Annotated in this window: 15 protein-coding genes; 14 read left to right on the forward strand and 1 reads right to left on the reverse strand. The window is 70.6% G+C overall.

The features are described from left to right. Positions 1–17 precede the first annotated feature (17 nt). Complete coding sequence (hisF, locus tag ACOJSN_RS01610; protein WP_420110773.1) at positions 18–791, forward strand: imidazole glycerol phosphate synthase subunit HisF; 774 nt, start codon at positions 18–20, stop codon at positions 789–791. 61 nt (positions 792–852) lie between these two features. Here hisF and ACOJSN_RS01615 read toward each other — a convergent pair whose 3' ends face one another. Continuing rightward, a complete protein-coding gene (locus ACOJSN_RS01615) occupies positions 853–1482 on the reverse strand; it encodes a TIGR03085 family metal-binding protein (RefSeq protein WP_420110761.1) in 630 nt (209 codons plus the stop codon). 96 nt (positions 1483–1578) lie between these two features. Between ACOJSN_RS01615 and ACOJSN_RS01620 the strand changes: the two genes are divergently transcribed. From ACOJSN_RS01620 to gltB, 13 genes are all read left to right on the forward strand, one after another. Next, positions 1579–3381: an ABC transporter ATP-binding protein gene (locus ACOJSN_RS01620; protein ID WP_420110762.1), complete on the forward strand. Its 1803-nt coding sequence runs from the start codon at positions 1579–1581 to the stop codon at positions 3379–3381. Then, complete coding sequence (locus ACOJSN_RS01625) at positions 3378–5150, forward strand: ABC transporter ATP-binding protein (protein ID WP_420110763.1); 1773 nt, start codon at positions 3378–3380, stop codon at positions 5148–5150. Before ACOJSN_RS01620 ends, ACOJSN_RS01625 begins: the two co-directional genes overlap by 4 nt. A 41-nt stretch (positions 5151–5191) precedes the next feature. Continuing rightward, complete coding sequence (gene hisI / locus ACOJSN_RS01630) at positions 5192–5569, forward strand: phosphoribosyl-AMP cyclohydrolase (RefSeq protein WP_420110774.1); 378 nt, start codon at positions 5192–5194, stop codon at positions 5567–5569. Next, positions 5566–7128 carry an anthranilate synthase component I gene (locus ACOJSN_RS01635; protein WP_420110764.1) on the forward strand — a complete coding sequence of 521 codons (1563 nt, stop codon included), beginning with the start codon at positions 5566–5568 and terminating at the stop codon, positions 7126–7128. The genes hisI and ACOJSN_RS01635 overlap by 4 nt, the downstream gene beginning before the upstream one ends. Beyond that, positions 7125–7706: a Trp biosynthesis-associated membrane protein gene (locus tag ACOJSN_RS01640; RefSeq protein ID WP_420110765.1), complete on the forward strand. Its 582-nt coding sequence runs from the start codon at positions 7125–7127 to the stop codon at positions 7704–7706. The genes ACOJSN_RS01635 and ACOJSN_RS01640 overlap by 4 nt, the downstream gene beginning before the upstream one ends. Before the next feature lie 36 nt (positions 7707–7742). Then, positions 7743–8051, forward strand: a complete 309-nt coding sequence (locus ACOJSN_RS01645) for an HGxxPAAW family protein (protein ID WP_420110766.1) — start codon at positions 7743–7745, stop codon at positions 8049–8051. A 3-nt stretch (positions 8052–8054) separates the two neighbouring features. Next, positions 8055–8624 (forward strand): DUF4190 domain-containing protein, encoded by a 570-nt coding sequence (locus ACOJSN_RS01650; protein ID WP_420110767.1) that lies wholly within the window; start codon positions 8055–8057, stop codon positions 8622–8624. After that, positions 8621–9028: a DUF2752 domain-containing protein gene (locus ACOJSN_RS01655; protein WP_420110768.1), complete on the forward strand. Its 408-nt coding sequence runs from the start codon at positions 8621–8623 to the stop codon at positions 9026–9028. The genes ACOJSN_RS01650 and ACOJSN_RS01655 overlap by 4 nt, the downstream gene beginning before the upstream one ends. 98 nt (positions 9029–9126) lie before the next feature. Continuing rightward, positions 9127–9939, forward strand: a complete 813-nt coding sequence (gene trpC / locus ACOJSN_RS01660; RefSeq protein ID WP_420110769.1) for an indole-3-glycerol phosphate synthase TrpC — start codon at positions 9127–9129, stop codon at positions 9937–9939. Further along, positions 9936–11216, forward strand: a complete 1281-nt coding sequence (gene trpB, locus ACOJSN_RS01665; protein ID WP_420110770.1) for a tryptophan synthase subunit beta — start codon at positions 9936–9938, stop codon at positions 11214–11216. The genes trpC and trpB overlap by 4 nt, the downstream gene beginning before the upstream one ends. Next, complete coding sequence (gene trpA, locus ACOJSN_RS01670; RefSeq protein WP_420110771.1) at positions 11213–12028, forward strand: tryptophan synthase subunit alpha; 816 nt, start codon at positions 11213–11215, stop codon at positions 12026–12028. Before trpB ends, trpA begins: the two co-directional genes overlap by 4 nt. Then, a complete protein-coding gene (lgt, locus tag ACOJSN_RS01675; protein WP_420110772.1) occupies positions 12025–13035 on the forward strand; it encodes a prolipoprotein diacylglyceryl transferase in 1011 nt (336 codons plus the stop codon). The genes trpA and lgt overlap by 4 nt, the downstream gene beginning before the upstream one ends. A 116-nt stretch (positions 13036–13151) precedes the next feature. Further along, positions 13152–16543: glutamate synthase large subunit (gene gltB / locus ACOJSN_RS01680; protein WP_420110775.1), on the forward strand; the 3392-nt coding region annotated here is incomplete at its 3' end.

Genomic DNA, 16543 nt, shown 5'->3' on the forward strand with positions numbered 1-16543 from the left:
CCGGAAGGAACAGGCTGATGAGCGTGGCGATCAGGGTGATCCCCTGTCTGGACGTCGACGGCGGTCGCGTCGTCAAGGGCGTCAACTTCGTGGACCTGGGCGATGTCGGCGACCCCGTGGAGATGGCGCGCCTGTATGACGCCGAGGGAGCCGACGAGGTCACCTTCCTCGACATCAGCGCGTCCTCGGACGGCCGCGCGACCACGCTGGACGTGGTCGGCCGCACGGCCGAGGAGGTGTTCGTGCCGCTCACGGTCGGTGGCGGGGTGCGGTCGGTCGAGGACGTCGCCACGCTGCTGCGCTCCGGTGCCGACCAGGTGGGTGTCAACACGGCCGCCGTCACCCGCCCGGACCTGATCGGCGAGATCAGCCAACGGTTCGGCTCCCAGGTGCTGGTGCTCTCGGTCGATGCTCGCCGGGTCCGGCCCGCCGGCGTGGCCACGCCGTCGGGCGTCGAGGTCCCCACCCATGGGGGTCGGCGGGGCCCCCGGAAGGACGCGCTCGAATGGGTGCGGTACGCGGCCGACGCGGGTGTCGGTGAGATCCTGCTCAACTCGATCGACAAGGACGGAACCAAGGACGGGTTCGACCTGGAGATGATCGCGGCGGTCCGCGACGCCGTCGACGTCCCGCTGATCGCGAGCGGTGGTGCCGGCAATGCGGAGCACTTCGTCGAGGCGGTGCGCGCCGGTGCCGACGCCGTGCTCGCGGCGAGTGTGTTCCACTACGGCTGGATGAGGATCGCCGAGGTCAAGGATGCGCTGCGCGAGGCCGGCTTCCCGGTCCGCTGAGCGATTCAACGACATCTCGACCCCCGCGGCATACAAGGGGCCGGAACGTCGTTGAAAGCTGTTACGGGGTCGTTCTGTCGTTGAAAGCGGCGAGGGCGGAGGGGGAGCCGACGAGCTCGACGTCGGCGGCACGGCGGCGCCCGGAGACCACCAGGGCGAGCTCGACCGGGCTACCGATCACGGCGACCGACTCCTCGGCCCGCTTGACCACACGCCGACGACCGCCGGGGACAGCGAGCACCACGCCGACGTCGAGCTTGCGGAGGGCGAGACGCCCGAACTGCACCACGGCATCGAAGAGTGCGTCGTTCTGATCCGCAGGCAACGACCGCGCCGGAACCGGGCCGGCGCCGCGCCGCACGTCCTCGTGGTGGATCACGTACTCGGTGGTGTTCGTCACGGGGCCGAGCGGGCCGTCGGCGAGGGCCATCGGGCTCACCGGCGGCACCGGAGCGGCGAAGCGTTCCACGAGATCGGTGTAGGCGCCCCGGTCGCGCGCCCGGTCCGCGAGCTCGGCGAACACGCTGCCGTCGCCCTGGCCGAAGGCGCGCCACGGCTGGTGGCGGCGCAGATACAGATGCGCCACCAGGTGCCGCACCTCCCAGCCTTCGCACAGCGTCGGCGCCTGGGGGTCGGCCGCCCGTAGCGTCTCCTCGAGGTTCTGCCGCTCGACCCTGTCCCATCGCGTCATGTGGGTCAGCCTAAGGGCCACTGATCAATGGGGCCTGGGAGCGTGCGTGGACAACCGCGGAGCAAGCCGGCATGGATCGGTGGACCCCTAGGATGGATGGTCGTGTATGCCCTGCCAGGTGGCGCTGTCCGCCGTTCGCTGCTGCTGATCGGCAGAGGTCTCCGATCTCAGCCGAAGACCTTCGCACTCGCGATCGGCATGAGCGCCCTCTGGGGACTGTCGTTCGTGGCGATCGGGTGGCTGCTCGGCCGGATGACCGACACGGTGGTGGTGCCCGCGCTCACCGGCGCAGAGGTGGGTACCGGGGCGATCCTCGGCGCCGGGCTGGTCCTCCTCGGGCTCGGGATGACCTCGGCCGTGACCGTGGCCGGTCGCCGGATCTGGGCCGGCATCGGGGCGCTCGATGTGCAGGCCGGTCACCGGCGCCGGGTCACCCAGCAGTACCTGCGGCTGCCGATGTCCTGGCACCGGGCACACCCCACCGGGCAGTTGCTGTCCAACGCCAACTCGGACGCCGAGAGCGCCGGCTACGTGTTCATGCCGCTGCCGTTCGCGCTCGGCGTCATCGTGATGATCGTCGGCGCGACCGCAGCGATGTTCGTCTCCGACGTGGTGCTCGGCTTCATCGGGCTCACCGTGCTGCCGCTCGTGCTCGCGGTGAACGCCGTCTACCGCCGGTGGATGACCCCCGCCATCACGCGGGTCCAGGCCGAGCGCGGCAACGTCTCCGACGTGGCGCACGAGAGCTTCGAGGCCGCCACCATCGTCAAGTCCCTCGGCACGGAGCAGATCGAGGAGGATCGGTTCGCTGTGGTCGCCGACGAGCTTCGGCGCGCGAATGTGCGGGTGGGCAGGATCCGGTCGGTCTTCGACCCGGTGATCGATCTGCTCCCGGCGATCGCCACGCTCGCCGTGCTCGTGGTGGGGGTGTACCGCGTCTCCTCCGGAGCCACGGAGACCGGCGCCGTGATCACGGCCTCCTACCTGCTGACGATTCTCACGTTCCCGGTCCGCGCGATCGGGTTCGTGCTCGGTGACCTCCCGCGCTCGCTCGTGGGCCACGAACGCGTCTCCCGCGTGATCGATGCCCGCGGCTACCTCGAGGAGGGAGCGGTCGAGCTGTCCGGCACCGGCGGCCTGCACCTGGAGACCGAGCACGTCGGGCTCGACATCGCGCGCGGTGCCGACGCGCGCCGACTGCTCGAGGACGTCTCGCTGGTGGTACCCCCGGGCGGCACGCTGGCGATCGTCGGTGCCACCGGGGCGGGCAAGTCCACGCTCGTCGATGTGCTGCTGCGGATGACCGACCCCAGCGACGGGGTGGTCCGCTACGACGGCGTGGACGTGCGCGCGCTGTCCGACGCCGCACGGACCGGGGCGGCCGCGCTGGTGGCGCAGGCGGCGTTCGTGTTCGAGGACACCGTGCGCGCCAACATCACGCTGACCGATCCTGACGCGGCCGCGGTGACCGACGAGCAGGTCTGGGAGGCGCTGAGGCTCGCCCGCGCCGACGGCTTCGTGCGGTCGCTTCCCGGTGGTCTCGACGAGGTCGTGGGGGAGCGGGGCACCTCGTTGTCCGGCGGGCAGCGGCAGCGCATCGCGATCGCCCGGGCGCTCGTACGGCGCCCACGGCTCCTGGTCCTCGACGACGCCACGTCCGCCGTCGACCCCGAGGTGGAGCAGGCGATCCTGGCGAACCTGCGCGAGCAGGAGTGCACCGTGGTGGTGGTCGCCTACCGCACCGCCACGATCGCCCTCGCCGATCGGGTGCTGCACCTCGACGGCGGCAGGGTGGTCGACGTGGGCACGCACCCCGAGCTGCTGGCACGGGACCCCGGGTACGCCGAGATCGTCACCGCCTACGCACGCGACCGTGCCGAGCGCGAGGAGACGGCATGAGCACGCGCATCGAAGCCACCTCCGACCTCGGGGTGTTCGGCACCCTGCGCGAGGGTTTGCGACTCTCGCCCGCGATCACCCGCGGCATCGGCATCACGCTCGCGCTGGCCGTCGTGGCCACGATCGGGCGTCTGGTCGTCCCGTTCACGGTGCAGCAGGCGACCGACCGCGGCATCGTCGGCGGAGCCGACCCGGCGCTCGTGCTCCGCATGTGCGGGATCGCTGCGGTGGTCCTGCTCGTGACCGCTGCGGCCTCGGCGTGGGTGAACATCCGGCTGTTCACGGCGACCGAGGCAGGGCTCGTCCAGCTCCGCGTACGGGCTTTCCGGCACGTGCATGACCTGTCGGTGCTCACGCAAAACACCGAGCGTCGCGGTTCGTTGGTCTCCCGAGTCACGAGCGACGTCGACACCATCTCGATGTTCGTGCAGTGGGGCGGGATCATGCTGATCCTGTCGATGCTGCAGATCGTCGGCGCCACGGTCGCGATGCTGTTCTACTCATGGCAGCTGACGCTGGTCGTCTGGCTGGTGTTCCTGCCGATGCTCGTGCTCGCCCCGCGCGCGCAGCGGCTCCTCAACCAGGCCTACGGCCAGGTGCGGGCGCGGGTGGGCTCCATGCTCGCTGCGATCTCCGAGGCGGTGGTCGGGGCGCAGACGATCCGTGCCTACGGCTCGGGTGACCGGGTGCTGCGGCGCATCCACCGCGCGATCACCGACCACCGTGATGCGGCGGTGAAGGCGCAGGTGTACTCCTCGCTCGCGTTCTCCACGGGAACGCTGTTGTCCGGTCTCGCACTTGCCGTGGTGGTCACGCTGGGCACGTTCCTGGGTCTCGCGGGTGAGATCAGCGTCGGTGGGCTCCTGGCGTTCCTGTTCCTGGTGCAGATCTTCACCGGTCCTGTGCAGTCCGCCACCGAGGTGCTCAACGAGATGCAGAACGCCGTGGCCGGTTGGCGGCGGGTGATCTCCGTGGTGCACACCCCGATCGACGTGAAGGACCCGGAACATCCCACCGACCTCGGTCCTCGCCGACCGGCGTCGATCTCGTTCACCGGCGTGGGCTTCGCCTACCCGGACGGCCCGCCGGTGCTGCAGGACGTCGACCTCGAGATCGCCGCCGGATCGCGTGTCGCGATCGTCGGAGAGACGGGTTCCGGCAAGACCACGTTGGCTCGCCTGGTCACCCGGTTCGCCGATCCTCGGACCGGCACCGTGCGGATCGACGGCGTCGACCTGCGGGAGGTGGCTGTCGCCGACCTCCGCGAGCGGGTGGTGGTGGTCCCGCAGGAAGGGTTCCTCTTCACCGGCACGATCGCGAGCAATGTCGGCTACGGCCGGCACGCAGCCGCACGCGAACGCATCGAGCAGGCGGTCGCCGAGCTCGGCCTCGCCGACTGGGTGGCGACCCTGCCCGACGGGCTCGACTCCGACGTCGGGCAACGCGGCGAGGCGCTGTCCGCGGGCGAGCGACAGCTCGTCGCGATCACGCGTGCCTACCTGGCCGACGCGGACCTGCTCGTGCTCGACGAGGCGACCTCCGCCGTCGACCCGGCGACCGAGTCACGGATCAACCGGGCGCTGATCGGACTCACCGCTGGTCGCACGTCGATCGCGATCGCGCACCGGCTCTCCACCGCCGAGGCTGCCGACCTCGTGGTCGTGGTCGATGCCGGCCGCGTCGTCGAGGTGGGTTCACACACCGAGCTGCTCGAGCGGGGTGGCCGGTACGCGCGGCTGCACGCCTCGTGGGTGGTCCAGAGCGGGTGAGGACCGGAGCGAAGCGAGGAGCGTCCTCCCGTCATGGGAGGATCGTCCGCGTGCCGCTCGACCCCACCATCGCCGATCGCTTGCGCCGTGATGACCACGGTCTGGTCTGCGCGGTCGTCCAGGACGATGCCGACGACCGTGTGCTGATGGTCGCCTGGATGGACGACGAGGCGCTGCACCGGACCCTGACGACTGGGCGTGTGACCTATTGGTCCCGCTCGCGCCAGGAGTACTGGCGCAAGGGCGACACCTCGGGCCACATTCAGCTCGTCCGCGGGGTCGAGATCGACTGCGACGGCGACGCGCTGCTGCTGCGCGTCGAGCAGGTCGGGCCGGCATGCCACACCGGCACGCGGTCCTGCTTCGATGCCGGCGGCGTGCTGCCCGCGGTGCGCGGCGCACGCGAGAGGACCACGTGAGCGCAGCACCCGCGATCGGTTGGGGAGACACCTGGCCGACCGCGTCCGAGTTTGGTCGGTTCGCGCATGAGCGGCGCGTCATCCCAGTGGTTCGGCGGTTGCTTGCCGACGACGTCACGCCGGTCGGTCTGTACCGGCGCCTCGCGGCGGGCCGCGTGGGCACCTTCGTGCTCGAGTCGGCCGAGTCCGACGGCAGCTGGGGTCAGTGGTCCTTCGTGGGGGTCAGCGCGCGGGCCGGGCTCCGCTCCCGGCCCGATGGCGAGGCCGAGTGGTGGGGCGAGGTTCCCTCGTGCGTGCGTACCGACGGCGACGTGCTCGAGGTGCTCGAGGAGGCACTCAGGACCCTGCACACACCGCCACTTCCCGGTCTGCCGCCGCTGACCGGCGGTTTCGTGGGAGCGCTCGGCTGGGACGTGATCCACCACTGGGAGCCGACGCTCCCGCGCCGCGCGCCCAGCGAGCACGACCAGCCCGACGTCGGACTGGTGCTGATCGGCGACATGGTGGCCGTGGACCACCGCGACGGCAGCATGTGGCTGATCGCGAACGCATTCGTCGATGACGGCGACATCGACCCAGGGCGGATCTACCGCGAGGCTGTGGCTCGTCTCGACGCGATGGTGGCCGCACTGGCCATGCCCGCCGCTCCCGTGCTGGGCGTGCTCGACGCCGGCGCACCGGAGCCCGAGGTCAAGCACCGCACCGCGCACCTGGAGTTCACCGACGCCGTGGCGACCTCGAAGCAGGCGATCGTCGACGGCGAGGTGTTTCAGGTCGTCCTGAGCCAGCGGTTCGACGTCGACTGCTCGGCCGAACCGCTCGACGTCTACCGCGTGCTGCGGACCGTCAATCCCAGCCCCTACATGTACCTGGTGCACCTGCCGGGCAGCTCGGGCACGGACGTCGGCAGCTACCACGTGGTCGGGTCCAGCCCAGAGACGCTCGTCAAGGTGGCGGGCCGGCACGTCACGAGCTTCCCGATCGCCGGTTCACGTCCGCGTGGGGCGACGCCTGCCGAGGACAAGGAGCTCGCCGACGAGCTGCTGGTGGACCCGAAGGAGCGTGCCGAGCACCTCATGCTGGTGGACCTTGCGCGCAACGACCTCGGCAAGGTCTGCGTGCCCGGCACGGTCGCTGTCGTCGAGCTGATGGAGATCAAGCGGTTCAGCCACATCATGCACATGAGCTCGACGGTCTCGGGCGAGCTGCGCGCGGAGGCGACTGCGCTGGACGCCTTCACCGCCACGTTCCCGGCCGGCACCCTCTCGGGTGCGCCCAAGCCGCGGGCCATCGCCCTGATCGACGAGCTCGAGCCGGCCCGCCGCGGGATCTACGGCGGCGTGGTCGGCTACTTCGACCTCGCCGGTGACATGGACACCGCGATCGCGATCCGCACCGCCGTGATCGCCGATGGCCGCGCGACCGTGCAGGCCGGTGCGGGCCTCGTCGCCGACTCCCAGCCGGAGACCGAGTACGTCGAGACCCGCAACAAGGCTGCCGCGGCCCTGCGCGCGATCAGGATCGCCTCGACCCTCCGCCCACCTCCCGCGACGCCATGACCGGTTCCCTCGGGCGCGGGCGTGCCGTCGCCGTCGTGGCGGGCTTGGGGCTCGCCCTGTTCGGGCTGACCCTGCCCACCTGGGCCAGTGCGGTGACCCCCACGACCATCGGGAGCGACGTTGTCTCGCTCGGCGGCGCCGATGCCGCTCCCGGGGTCGCCAGCGCGGGACTCGTGGTGCTGGTATCAGGCCTCGTGCTCGGACTCGCCGGAAGGCTGGCGCGGGTGCTCGCCGTCATCGGCGTCATCGCAGGTGGCGCGCTCGCCGGGGTCTCTGCCGCGCTGTTTCTCGCACGTCCGGAACGCGGCGTGCTCAGCGCCGCGGCCGAGATCAGCGGCGTTCCCCAGATCGAGGGTGACATCGCCGTGGCGCCGTGGCCCGTGATCGCGCTCGTGGTCGCCGCTCTGGCTGTGATCGCGGGAGCGGCGTTGCCGTTCCTGGCCGGCGCGTGGAACCGGGTAGGGCGCCGGTACGAGAAAGGCACCGACGCGCCCGACGTGGGAGCCGCACAGACCCCACGCCGCAGGGCGATGGACGACTGGGACACGCTCAGCCGCGGCGAGGACCCCACCGCCTGAGCCGGAACGCACCACGCAGCCGGTACTCTTGCGAGCGTGGAGCGAGAGACCGTGGGACAGACCGTGATCGTGCGCCAGGTGAACGGCGCGAACGTCGAGGAGCCCGTCGGCCTCCCGCCGATGGCCGCCCACGCGAACGAGGGCAAGACGATCGCCGGCTGGACCCTCATGTGGCTCGTGGGCATCGGAGCGCTCATCGTCGCCATCGGGATGCCGATGGGCTCGACCCCGCTGATGATCGCGGGGATCGCCGTGGCGATCATCGGCCTCGCAGCGAGCGCGATCCTGCGCGCGATGGGCCACGGACAGCCGCGCACGGCTCGAGCGCCCGCCGAAACCCCCTGAGCAATGTCGTACAACTCCGCACCTCCGCCGAGCGGTGGCGTCAACCCTTACGGCGAGGTCCCCGAGGACGGCTCCACCCCGTACGGCACGCCGCCGCCCCCACCGCCGCCGAGCACGCCGTCCTGGCAGACACCCAGTGACGCCCCGACCTCCGGCTACGGCACACCGCCTCCCGCACCGTCCGGCGCCCCCAGCTACGGCACCCCACCTCCCGGGCAGAGCTTCGGCGGCCCGGTCGCGCGCCCCCCGCACTACTCGCCCTACACCTCCGCGAGCCGGTACCCAGGCGCGCCGGGTTACGGCGGCTGGATCGCCAGCTCGCGCGACAACGGCAAGGGCACCGGCGCGCTGGTCATGGGGATCCTCAGCATCGTGCTGTGCGCCGGGTCCCTCCTCGGCGTCGGCCTCGGCATCGGTGCGATCATCATGGGCGTCCAGGGGCGCAAGGCCGCTCAGGGAGGCACCGCAGACAACTCTGGCGTCGCGACCACCGGCCTCGTCCTGGGCAGCATCGGGGTGGGTCTCAGCGTGCTGAGCTCGTTCAGCTACCTGGCGACGTTCCTCACCGGGTGAGGACCGAACCGGCGCGTCGCCGCATCCGCACGCCGGTGCTGGTCGGCAGCATCCTCGCGGCGGGAACGCTCGTGGTCGCGATCCGCGACCCGCACGAGGGCGGCTACCCCCTCTGCCCGCTGCTGGCGCTCACCGGCTTCGCCTGCGCCGGCTGCGGTGGTCTGCGCGCCGCGCACGATCTCGCTGTCGGCGACCTCTCCGGCGCCTGGGCGATGAACCCGTTGCTGACGATCGCGATGCCGGTCGTGGCAGTGCTGTGGCTGGTCTGGTTGATCCGCGCGGCGACCAACCGGCCGCCCTGGCGCCCGCCCGCCTGGATGTTCGTGGCGCTCCTCGGCATCGCGGTCGTCTTCTCCGCGTTGCGCAACGTTCCGGCGTTGCACGGCGCGCTCGGCCCAGCGTGATCCGCCCTGCGTGAGACGTGGTCGGGGAGCCACGCGGAGCCAACTAGCATGGTCGACGTGGTGAGCGAGGCAGACATCGTGAGCAGGTCGAGCAGAGCATGACCGTGCTCGACGACATCGTCGCCGGTGTCCGCGACGACCTGGCGCGCCGGGAGGCACAGGTGCCGCTCGCGCAGATGAGGGATCGTGCGCACGAGCAGGCGCCCGCACGCGACGTGTCTCGCGCGTTGCGGGACGACGACGCGGTCACCGTGATCGCCGAGGTCAAGCGCTCCAGCCCGTCCAAGGGTCCGCTTGCTGACATCCCGGACCCGGCCGCGCTGGCCGCCGAGTACGAGGCCGGCGGCGCCGCCATGGTGAGCGTCCTCACCGAGGAACGTCGGTTCGGTGGTTCGCTCGCCGACCTCGCGGCCGTGCGCGCGGTGGTCGACATCCCGGTGCTGCGCAAGGACTTCGTGGTCTCGCCCTATCAGGTCTTCGAGGCCCGCGCGCACGGCGCGGACGCCGTGCTGCTGATCGTGGCCGCACTGGAGCAGCCGGTGCTCACCGGTCTGCTGGAGCGGGTGGTCTCGCTCGGGATGACGCCGCTGGTCGAGGCGCACACCGCCGAAGAGGTGGATCGTGCGCTGGATGCCGGTGCCGGCGTGATCGGGATCAATGCCCGCAACCTGCACACGCTCGAGGTGGACCGTGAGACGTTCGCGGTGCTCGCGCCGCGCGTGCCGTCCGGCGTGGTCGTGGTCGCCGAGTCCGGTGTGCGTGGCCCGCACGATGTGCTCGACTACGCCCGCTGGGGTGCCCATGCCGTGCTCGTGGGCGAGGCGCTGGTGACCACCGGCGACCCGCGCGGAGCCACCTCCGACATGGTCGCAGCCGGCGCGCACCCGGCACTGCGGTCCGTGCGTCCGTGACCGGCGAGGAGGAGCCGATCGCCGCGCTCCGTGCCGCGACGGGCCCCTACTTCGGTGACTACGGCGGCCGGTTCGTCCCGGAGGCCCTCATCGCGGCGCTCGACGACCTCTCGGTCGCCTGGGACAAGTCACGCGAGGACCCCACCTTTCAGCTCGAGCTGGCCACGCTCGCCCGCGACTACACCGGACGCCCCTCACCGATCACCGAGGTGCCACGGTTCGCCCGCAGCGCCGGAGGCGTCCGTGTGGTGCTCAAGCGCGAGGATCTCAACCACACCGGCTCGCACAAGATCAACAACGTGCTCGGGCAAGCCCTGCTGACCAAGCGGATCGGCAAGACCCGCGTGATCGCCGAGACCGGGGCGGGACAGCACGGCGTCGCGACCGCGACAGCCGCGGCGCTGTTCGGCCTCGAGTGCACGATCTACATGGGCGAGGAGGACACCCGCCGGCAGGCCCTCAACGTGGCCCGGATGCGTCTGCTCGGGGCCGAGGTCATCCCGGTGAGCACCGGCTCGCGCACCCTCAAGGATGCGATCAACGAGGCGTTCCGCGACTGGGTCGCCCACGTGGAGACCACGAACTACGTGTTCGGCACGGTCGCGGGCCCGCACCCGTTCCCGGCGTTGGTGCGTGACCTGCAGAAGATCATCGGGGAGGAGGCGCGCGAGCAGGTGCTCGATCGCTACGGGACCCTCCCCACCGCCGTCGTCGCCTGCGTGGGCGGCGGTTCCAACGCGATGGGTATCTTCCACGCGTTCTTGGACGACCCGGATGTCGCTCTGCTCGGCTGCGAGGCGGCCGGTGACGGCGTCGACACATCGCGGCACGCCGCCACGATCTTGCGCGGCGCACCGGGCGTGCTGCACGGCGCCAAGAGTTACCTTCTGCAGGACGAGGATGGCCAGACGATCGAGTCCCACTCGATCAGCGCCGGACTCGACTACCCAGGCGTCGGCCCGGAGCACTCGTGGCTGGCCGATCTCGGCCGGGCGACCTACCGCGGCATCAGCGATGCGGAGGCGATGGACGCCTTCGCGCTGCTGTCCCGCACCGAGGGCATCATTCCCGCGATCGAGTCGGCGCACGCACTGGCGGGCGCCCTGACGCTGGGTCGAGAGATGGTCGACGGCGGAGCGAACCCCGAGGAGATCACTCTCCTCGTGAGTCTGTCGGGTCGTGGGGACAAGGACGTGGAGACCGCGATCGACTGGTTCGGCCTCACCGGGAACGGCGGGCCTGGGTTGCGCGGCACAGATGAGCAGGAGCAGCGGTGACCGGGGAGCGTAGGACCGCCGGAGCGGCGATCGACGATGCCCGCGCGCAGGGACGTTCGGCTCTGGTCGTCTACCTGCCGGTCGGGTACCCGGACGTCGAGACCTCGATCGACGCGGCCCGCACCGCTGTCGAGGCGGGCGCCGACATCATCGAGCTGGGCCTGCCGTATTCCGATCCGGGTATGGACGGCCCGGTCGTGGCGGCGGCGGCGCAACAGGCACTCGACGGGGGCGTGCGCATCTCGGACGTGCTGCGTGCCGTCGCGGAGGTCGCGTCAACCGGTGCGGCGACCCTGGTGATGACGTACTACAACCCCGTGCTGCGCTATGGCGTACAGCGATTCGCGAACGACTTGGCGGCCGCCGGCGGCGCCGGACTGATCACGCCCGACCTGATCCCGGACGAGGCGGGGGAGTGGGTCGCCGCAGCGGATGCCCACGGGCTCGACAAGGTGTTTCTGGTCGCTCCGAGCTCGACCCCCGAGCGGCTGGAGATGACGGTCGGTGCGGCCCGCGGATTCGTCTACGCTGCGTCCACGATGGGTGTCACAGGTGTACGGGCGACAGTGGGCAGCGGTGCCGAGGTGCTGGTCGCGCGTACCCGTGCCGCCGGCGCCGAGCGGGTGTGCGTGGGCATCGGAGTCTCGAACGGTGAGCAGGCGTCGGAGATCGCCGCCTTCGCGGACGGCGTGATCGTCGGGTCTGCTGCTGTCCGTGCCTTGGGCAGCGCGCCCGGTGCCGAGGGCATCGACGCGTTGCGTTCGCTGGTCATCGACCTGCGCCGCGGTGTGGAGTCCGGGGTGTCGGCGTGAACGGCATCCCGAGCCCGGCACAGGGCGTCTGGTACCTCGGGCCGATCCCTCTCCGGGCATACGCGATCGCGATCCTTGCCGGCATCGTGATCGGCGCGTGGATCGCCAACAAGCGCTACCGCTCCCGTGGCGGGCCCGAGGGTGCGCTGATCGACGCGGTGATGTGGGCTGTGCCGTTTGGGATCGTCGGCGCCCGGATCTACCACGTGCTGTCCTCACCGGACCGCTACTTCGGCCCCGACGGCAACCTGGCGCTGGCACTGCGGATCTGGGAGGGCGGGCTCGGTATCTGGGGCGCGATCCCGGCCGGTGCCCTCGGTGCGTGGATCTCGCTGCGGCGTGCCGGGCTGCGGCTGACGCCGCTGGCGGACGCGATCGCCCCGGCGTTGCTGGTGGCACAGGCGATCGGCCGCCTGGGCAACTACTTCAACCAGGAGCTGTTCGGCGCCCCGACCACGCTGCCGTGGGGTCTGCAGATCGACCAGGCCCATCTGCGCGCCCAAGGCCTGGACTTCGCCGAGGGCACCCTCTTCCATCCGACGTTCCTGTACGAGTTGCTCTGGAACGTGGCCATGGCCGTGCTGATCATCTACCTCGACCGCAGGTTCGCGCTGCGACACGGTCGCGTGTTCTGGCTCTACGTCGCGTTGTACACGCTCGGCCGTGGCTGGATCGAGATGCTTCGGATCGACGAGGCCGAGCAGGTGCTGGGGCTGCGGCTCAACGTCTGGACGTCGATCATCGTGCTGCTGGTGGCGGTGGCGGCGTTCGTGATCATCGGACGCCGGACTCGCGGCGTCGAGGACCCGATCTGGATCCCGGGCCGTGAGCCCGAGGCCGAGGCCGACGAGGACGAGGCGGAGCCCGATGAGGCGGACGTCGTCGAGGACGAGGAGTCGCGGGAGCCCGACGACCCTCTCGTCGACGATGCTGACAGCGAGGCCGACCAGGCACCCGTCGACGACGACGATGCCGCAGAACGGCCGGACTCGCGCCTCGCGGACTGACACGACGTCAGCATCGCGCGTTTCGCTATCCTGACCAGGCATCACGGGCCGACGACGTCCCTCGCCAGTACGACGACTGCGATCTCGGTCGCAGCGGGAGGACGGACCCCATGAGCATGAACGAGCACCACGGGCTCCCGTTCAGCGCCCGGCCGCCCGCCCAGGGCCTGTACGACCCTGCCGCCGAGCATGATGCCTGCGGGGTGGCGTTCGTAGCGACGCTGCGCGGCACGGCGGGCCGCGACATCGTGGACGCCGGCCTGACCGCGTTGCTCAACCTCGATCACCGTGGCGCCGTCGGAGCCGAGGAGAACTCGGGTGACGGCGCCGGCATCCTCACCCAGGTGCCCGATGCATTTCTGCGCGATGTCGTGGCCGCCGATCTGCCTGCGCCCGGTCACTACGCGATCGGGATGGTGTTCCTTCCCGCGGATCCTGATGCCCTCGATGCGGCGATCCAGGGCATCGGTGCGATCGTCGCCGAGGAGAACCTGGTGGTCCTCGCGTGGCGTGATGTCCCGGTCACAGCCGACCTCGTGGGTCCGACGGCTCGCGCATGCATGCCGGTCTTCAAGCAGCTCGTGGTGGCCTCGCGTGACCGCCGGCTGCGCGACATCGACCTCGACCGCCGTGCGTACCGGGTACGCAAGCGTGCCGAGCACGAGCACGGTGTCTACTTCGCCTCGTTGTCCTCGCGCACGCTCGTCTACAAGGGCATGCTGACGACCACGCAGTTGGAGCCGTTCTTCCCCGATCTGTCCGACCCGCGGTTCGCCACCGAGATCGCGCTGGTGCACTCGCGTTTCTCCACCAACACGTTCCCGTCATGGCCGCTGGCGCACCCGTTCCGCCTGGTGGCGCACAACGGCGAGATCAACACCGTGCGCGGCAACCGCAACTGGATGGCGGCTCGCCAGGGCACGCTCTCCTCCGAGCTGCTCGGCGAGGTGCGCGACCTGCTGCCGATCTGCAGCGAGGACGAGAGCGACTCGGCAAGCTTCGACGAGGTGCTCGAGCTGCTGCACCTCGGCGGCCGGTCACTGCCGCACGCGGTGCTCATGATGATCCCCGAGGCGTGGGAGAACCACGCCACGATCACGCCAGAGCGGCGCGCGTTCTACGAGTACAACGCCACGATCATGGAGCCCTGGGACGGACCGGCGGCCATGTGCTTCACCGACGGCCGGTACATCGGTGCGGTGCTGGACCGAAACGGCTTGCGGCCGGGGCGATTCTGGATCACCGAGGACGGACTGGTGGTGCTCGCCTCCGAGTCCGGTGTGCTGGACATCCCGCCCGAGAAGGTCGCGCGCAAGGGGCGCCTGGCGCCCGGGCGGATGTTCTTGGTGGACACCGGGGTGGGCCGTGTGCTGGAGGACTCCGAGATCAAGTCCGAGCTGGCCGCCCGGCTCCCGTACGAGAAGATGCTCGCCGACAACCTCGTGCATCTGACCGACCTGCCGGACCGGGAGCACGTGGCGCACTCGCGCAGCTCGGTGCTGCGGCGCCAGCAGACGTTCGGCTACTCCGAGGAGGAGCTGCGGATCCTGCTGCGGCCGATGGCTGCCGCGGGCATCGAGGCGCTCGGATCGATGGGGACGGACACTCCGATCGCGGTGCTGTCCTCGCGCCCACGGCTGTTGTTCGACTACTTCACGCAACTGTTCGCCCAGGTGACGAACCCGCCGCTGGACGCGATTCGCGAAGAGCTGGTCACCTCGCTCGGCGGCGCGATGGGGCCCGAGCCCAACCTGCTGCTCGACAGCGAGGCGCACGCGCGCAAGCTCGTGATCCCGTTCCCCACGATCGACAACGACCAGCTCGCGAAGATCAAGCACATCCACCGGACCCGCGGCCCTGGCAAGGACTTCTCGGCGGTGACGATCCACGGCCTCTACCCGGTCGCCGGCGGTGCTCGGGCGCTCGAGCAGCGGCTCGAGGAGATCTTCGCCGAGGTCGACGACGCGGTCGAGCGGGGGGTGAGCTTCATCGTGCTCTCCGATCGCGATTCCGACCACGAGCTCGCGCCCATCCCGTCCCTGCTGCTGACCGCCGCGGTGCACCACCACACGCTCAAGCGTCAGACCCGCACCAAGATCTCGTTGCTGGTCGAGGCCGGCGACGTGCGCGAGGTGCACCACGTGGCGCTGCTGATCGGCTACGGGGCCGCGTGCGTGAACCCCTACCTCGCGATGGAGAGCGTGGAGGAGCTGGTGCACTCCGGTGTGGTGCTCGACGTCACCCCGGAGCACGCCGTGAGCAACCTCATCAAGGCGCTCGGCAAGGGCGTGCTCAAGGTGATGAGCAAGATGGGCATCTCGACCGTGGCCTCCTACCGCGGGGCTCAGGTGTTCCAGGCACTCGGCCTCTCGCAGGAGCTCGTGGACCGCTACTTCACGGCGACCCCGACCCCGCTGGGGGGCGTGGGTCTCGACGTCATCGCCGCGGAGGTCGCGGCCCGGCACGCCACCGCCTACCCCCGGAGCGGCATCCCGGCCGCCCACCGGCGGCTCGAGGTGGGCGGCGAGTACCAGTGGCGACGCGAGGGCGATCCGCACCTGTTCGACCCTGAGACGGTGTTCCGGCTGCAGCACTCCACCCGCAACCGCAGGTTCGACGTGTTCCGTGACTACACACGCCGGGTGGACGAACAGAGCACCCGGCTGATGACGCTGCGCGGGCTGTTCTCGTTCAAGGAGGGTGTCCGGGCGCCGATCCCGATCGAGGAGGTCGAGCCGGTCAGCGAGATCGTCAAGCGGTTCTCCACAGGCGCGATGAGTTACGGCTCCATCTCGCAGGAGGCGCACGAGACGCTCGCGATCGCGATGAACACCCTGGGTGGCAAGTCGAACACCGGCGAGGGCGGTGAGGACACCGACCGACTTCATGATCCTCGACGGCGGAGCGCGATCAAGCAGGTCGCGTCGGGTCGGTTCGGGGTCACCTCGGACTACCTCGTCAACTCCGACGACATCCAGATCAAGATGGCGCAGGGCGCGAAGCCGGGCGAGGGCGGGCAGCTTCCCGGCGGCAAGGTGTACCCGTGGGTGGCGAAGACGCGACACGCGACGCCGGGGGTCGGGCTGATCTCGCCGCCGCCGCACCACGACATCTACTCGATCGAGGACATCGCCCAGCTGATCCACGACCTCAAGAACGCGAACCCGCAGGCGCGGGTGCATGTCAAGCTGGTCTCGGAGGTCGGGGTGGGCACCGTCGCCGCAGGCGTGTCGAAGGCCCATTCGGACGTGGTGCTGATCTCCGGGCACGACGGCGGCACGGGTGCCAGCCCGTTGACCTCCCTCAAGCACGCGGGCGGACCGTGGGAGATCGGCCTCGCCGAGACGCAGCAGACGCTCGTGCTCAACAACCTGCGCGACCGCATCGTGGTGCAGACCGACGGCCAGCTGAAGACCGGCCGCGACGTGGTGATCGCCGCGCTGTTGGGCGCCGAGGAGTTCGGGTTCGCCACCGCGCCGCTGGTCGTCTCCGGCTGCATCATGATGCG

The sequence above is a fragment of the Pseudactinotalea sp. genome (assembly GCF_048594945.1).
Classification (GTDB): domain Bacteria; phylum Actinomycetota; class Actinomycetes; order Actinomycetales; family Beutenbergiaceae; genus Pseudactinotalea.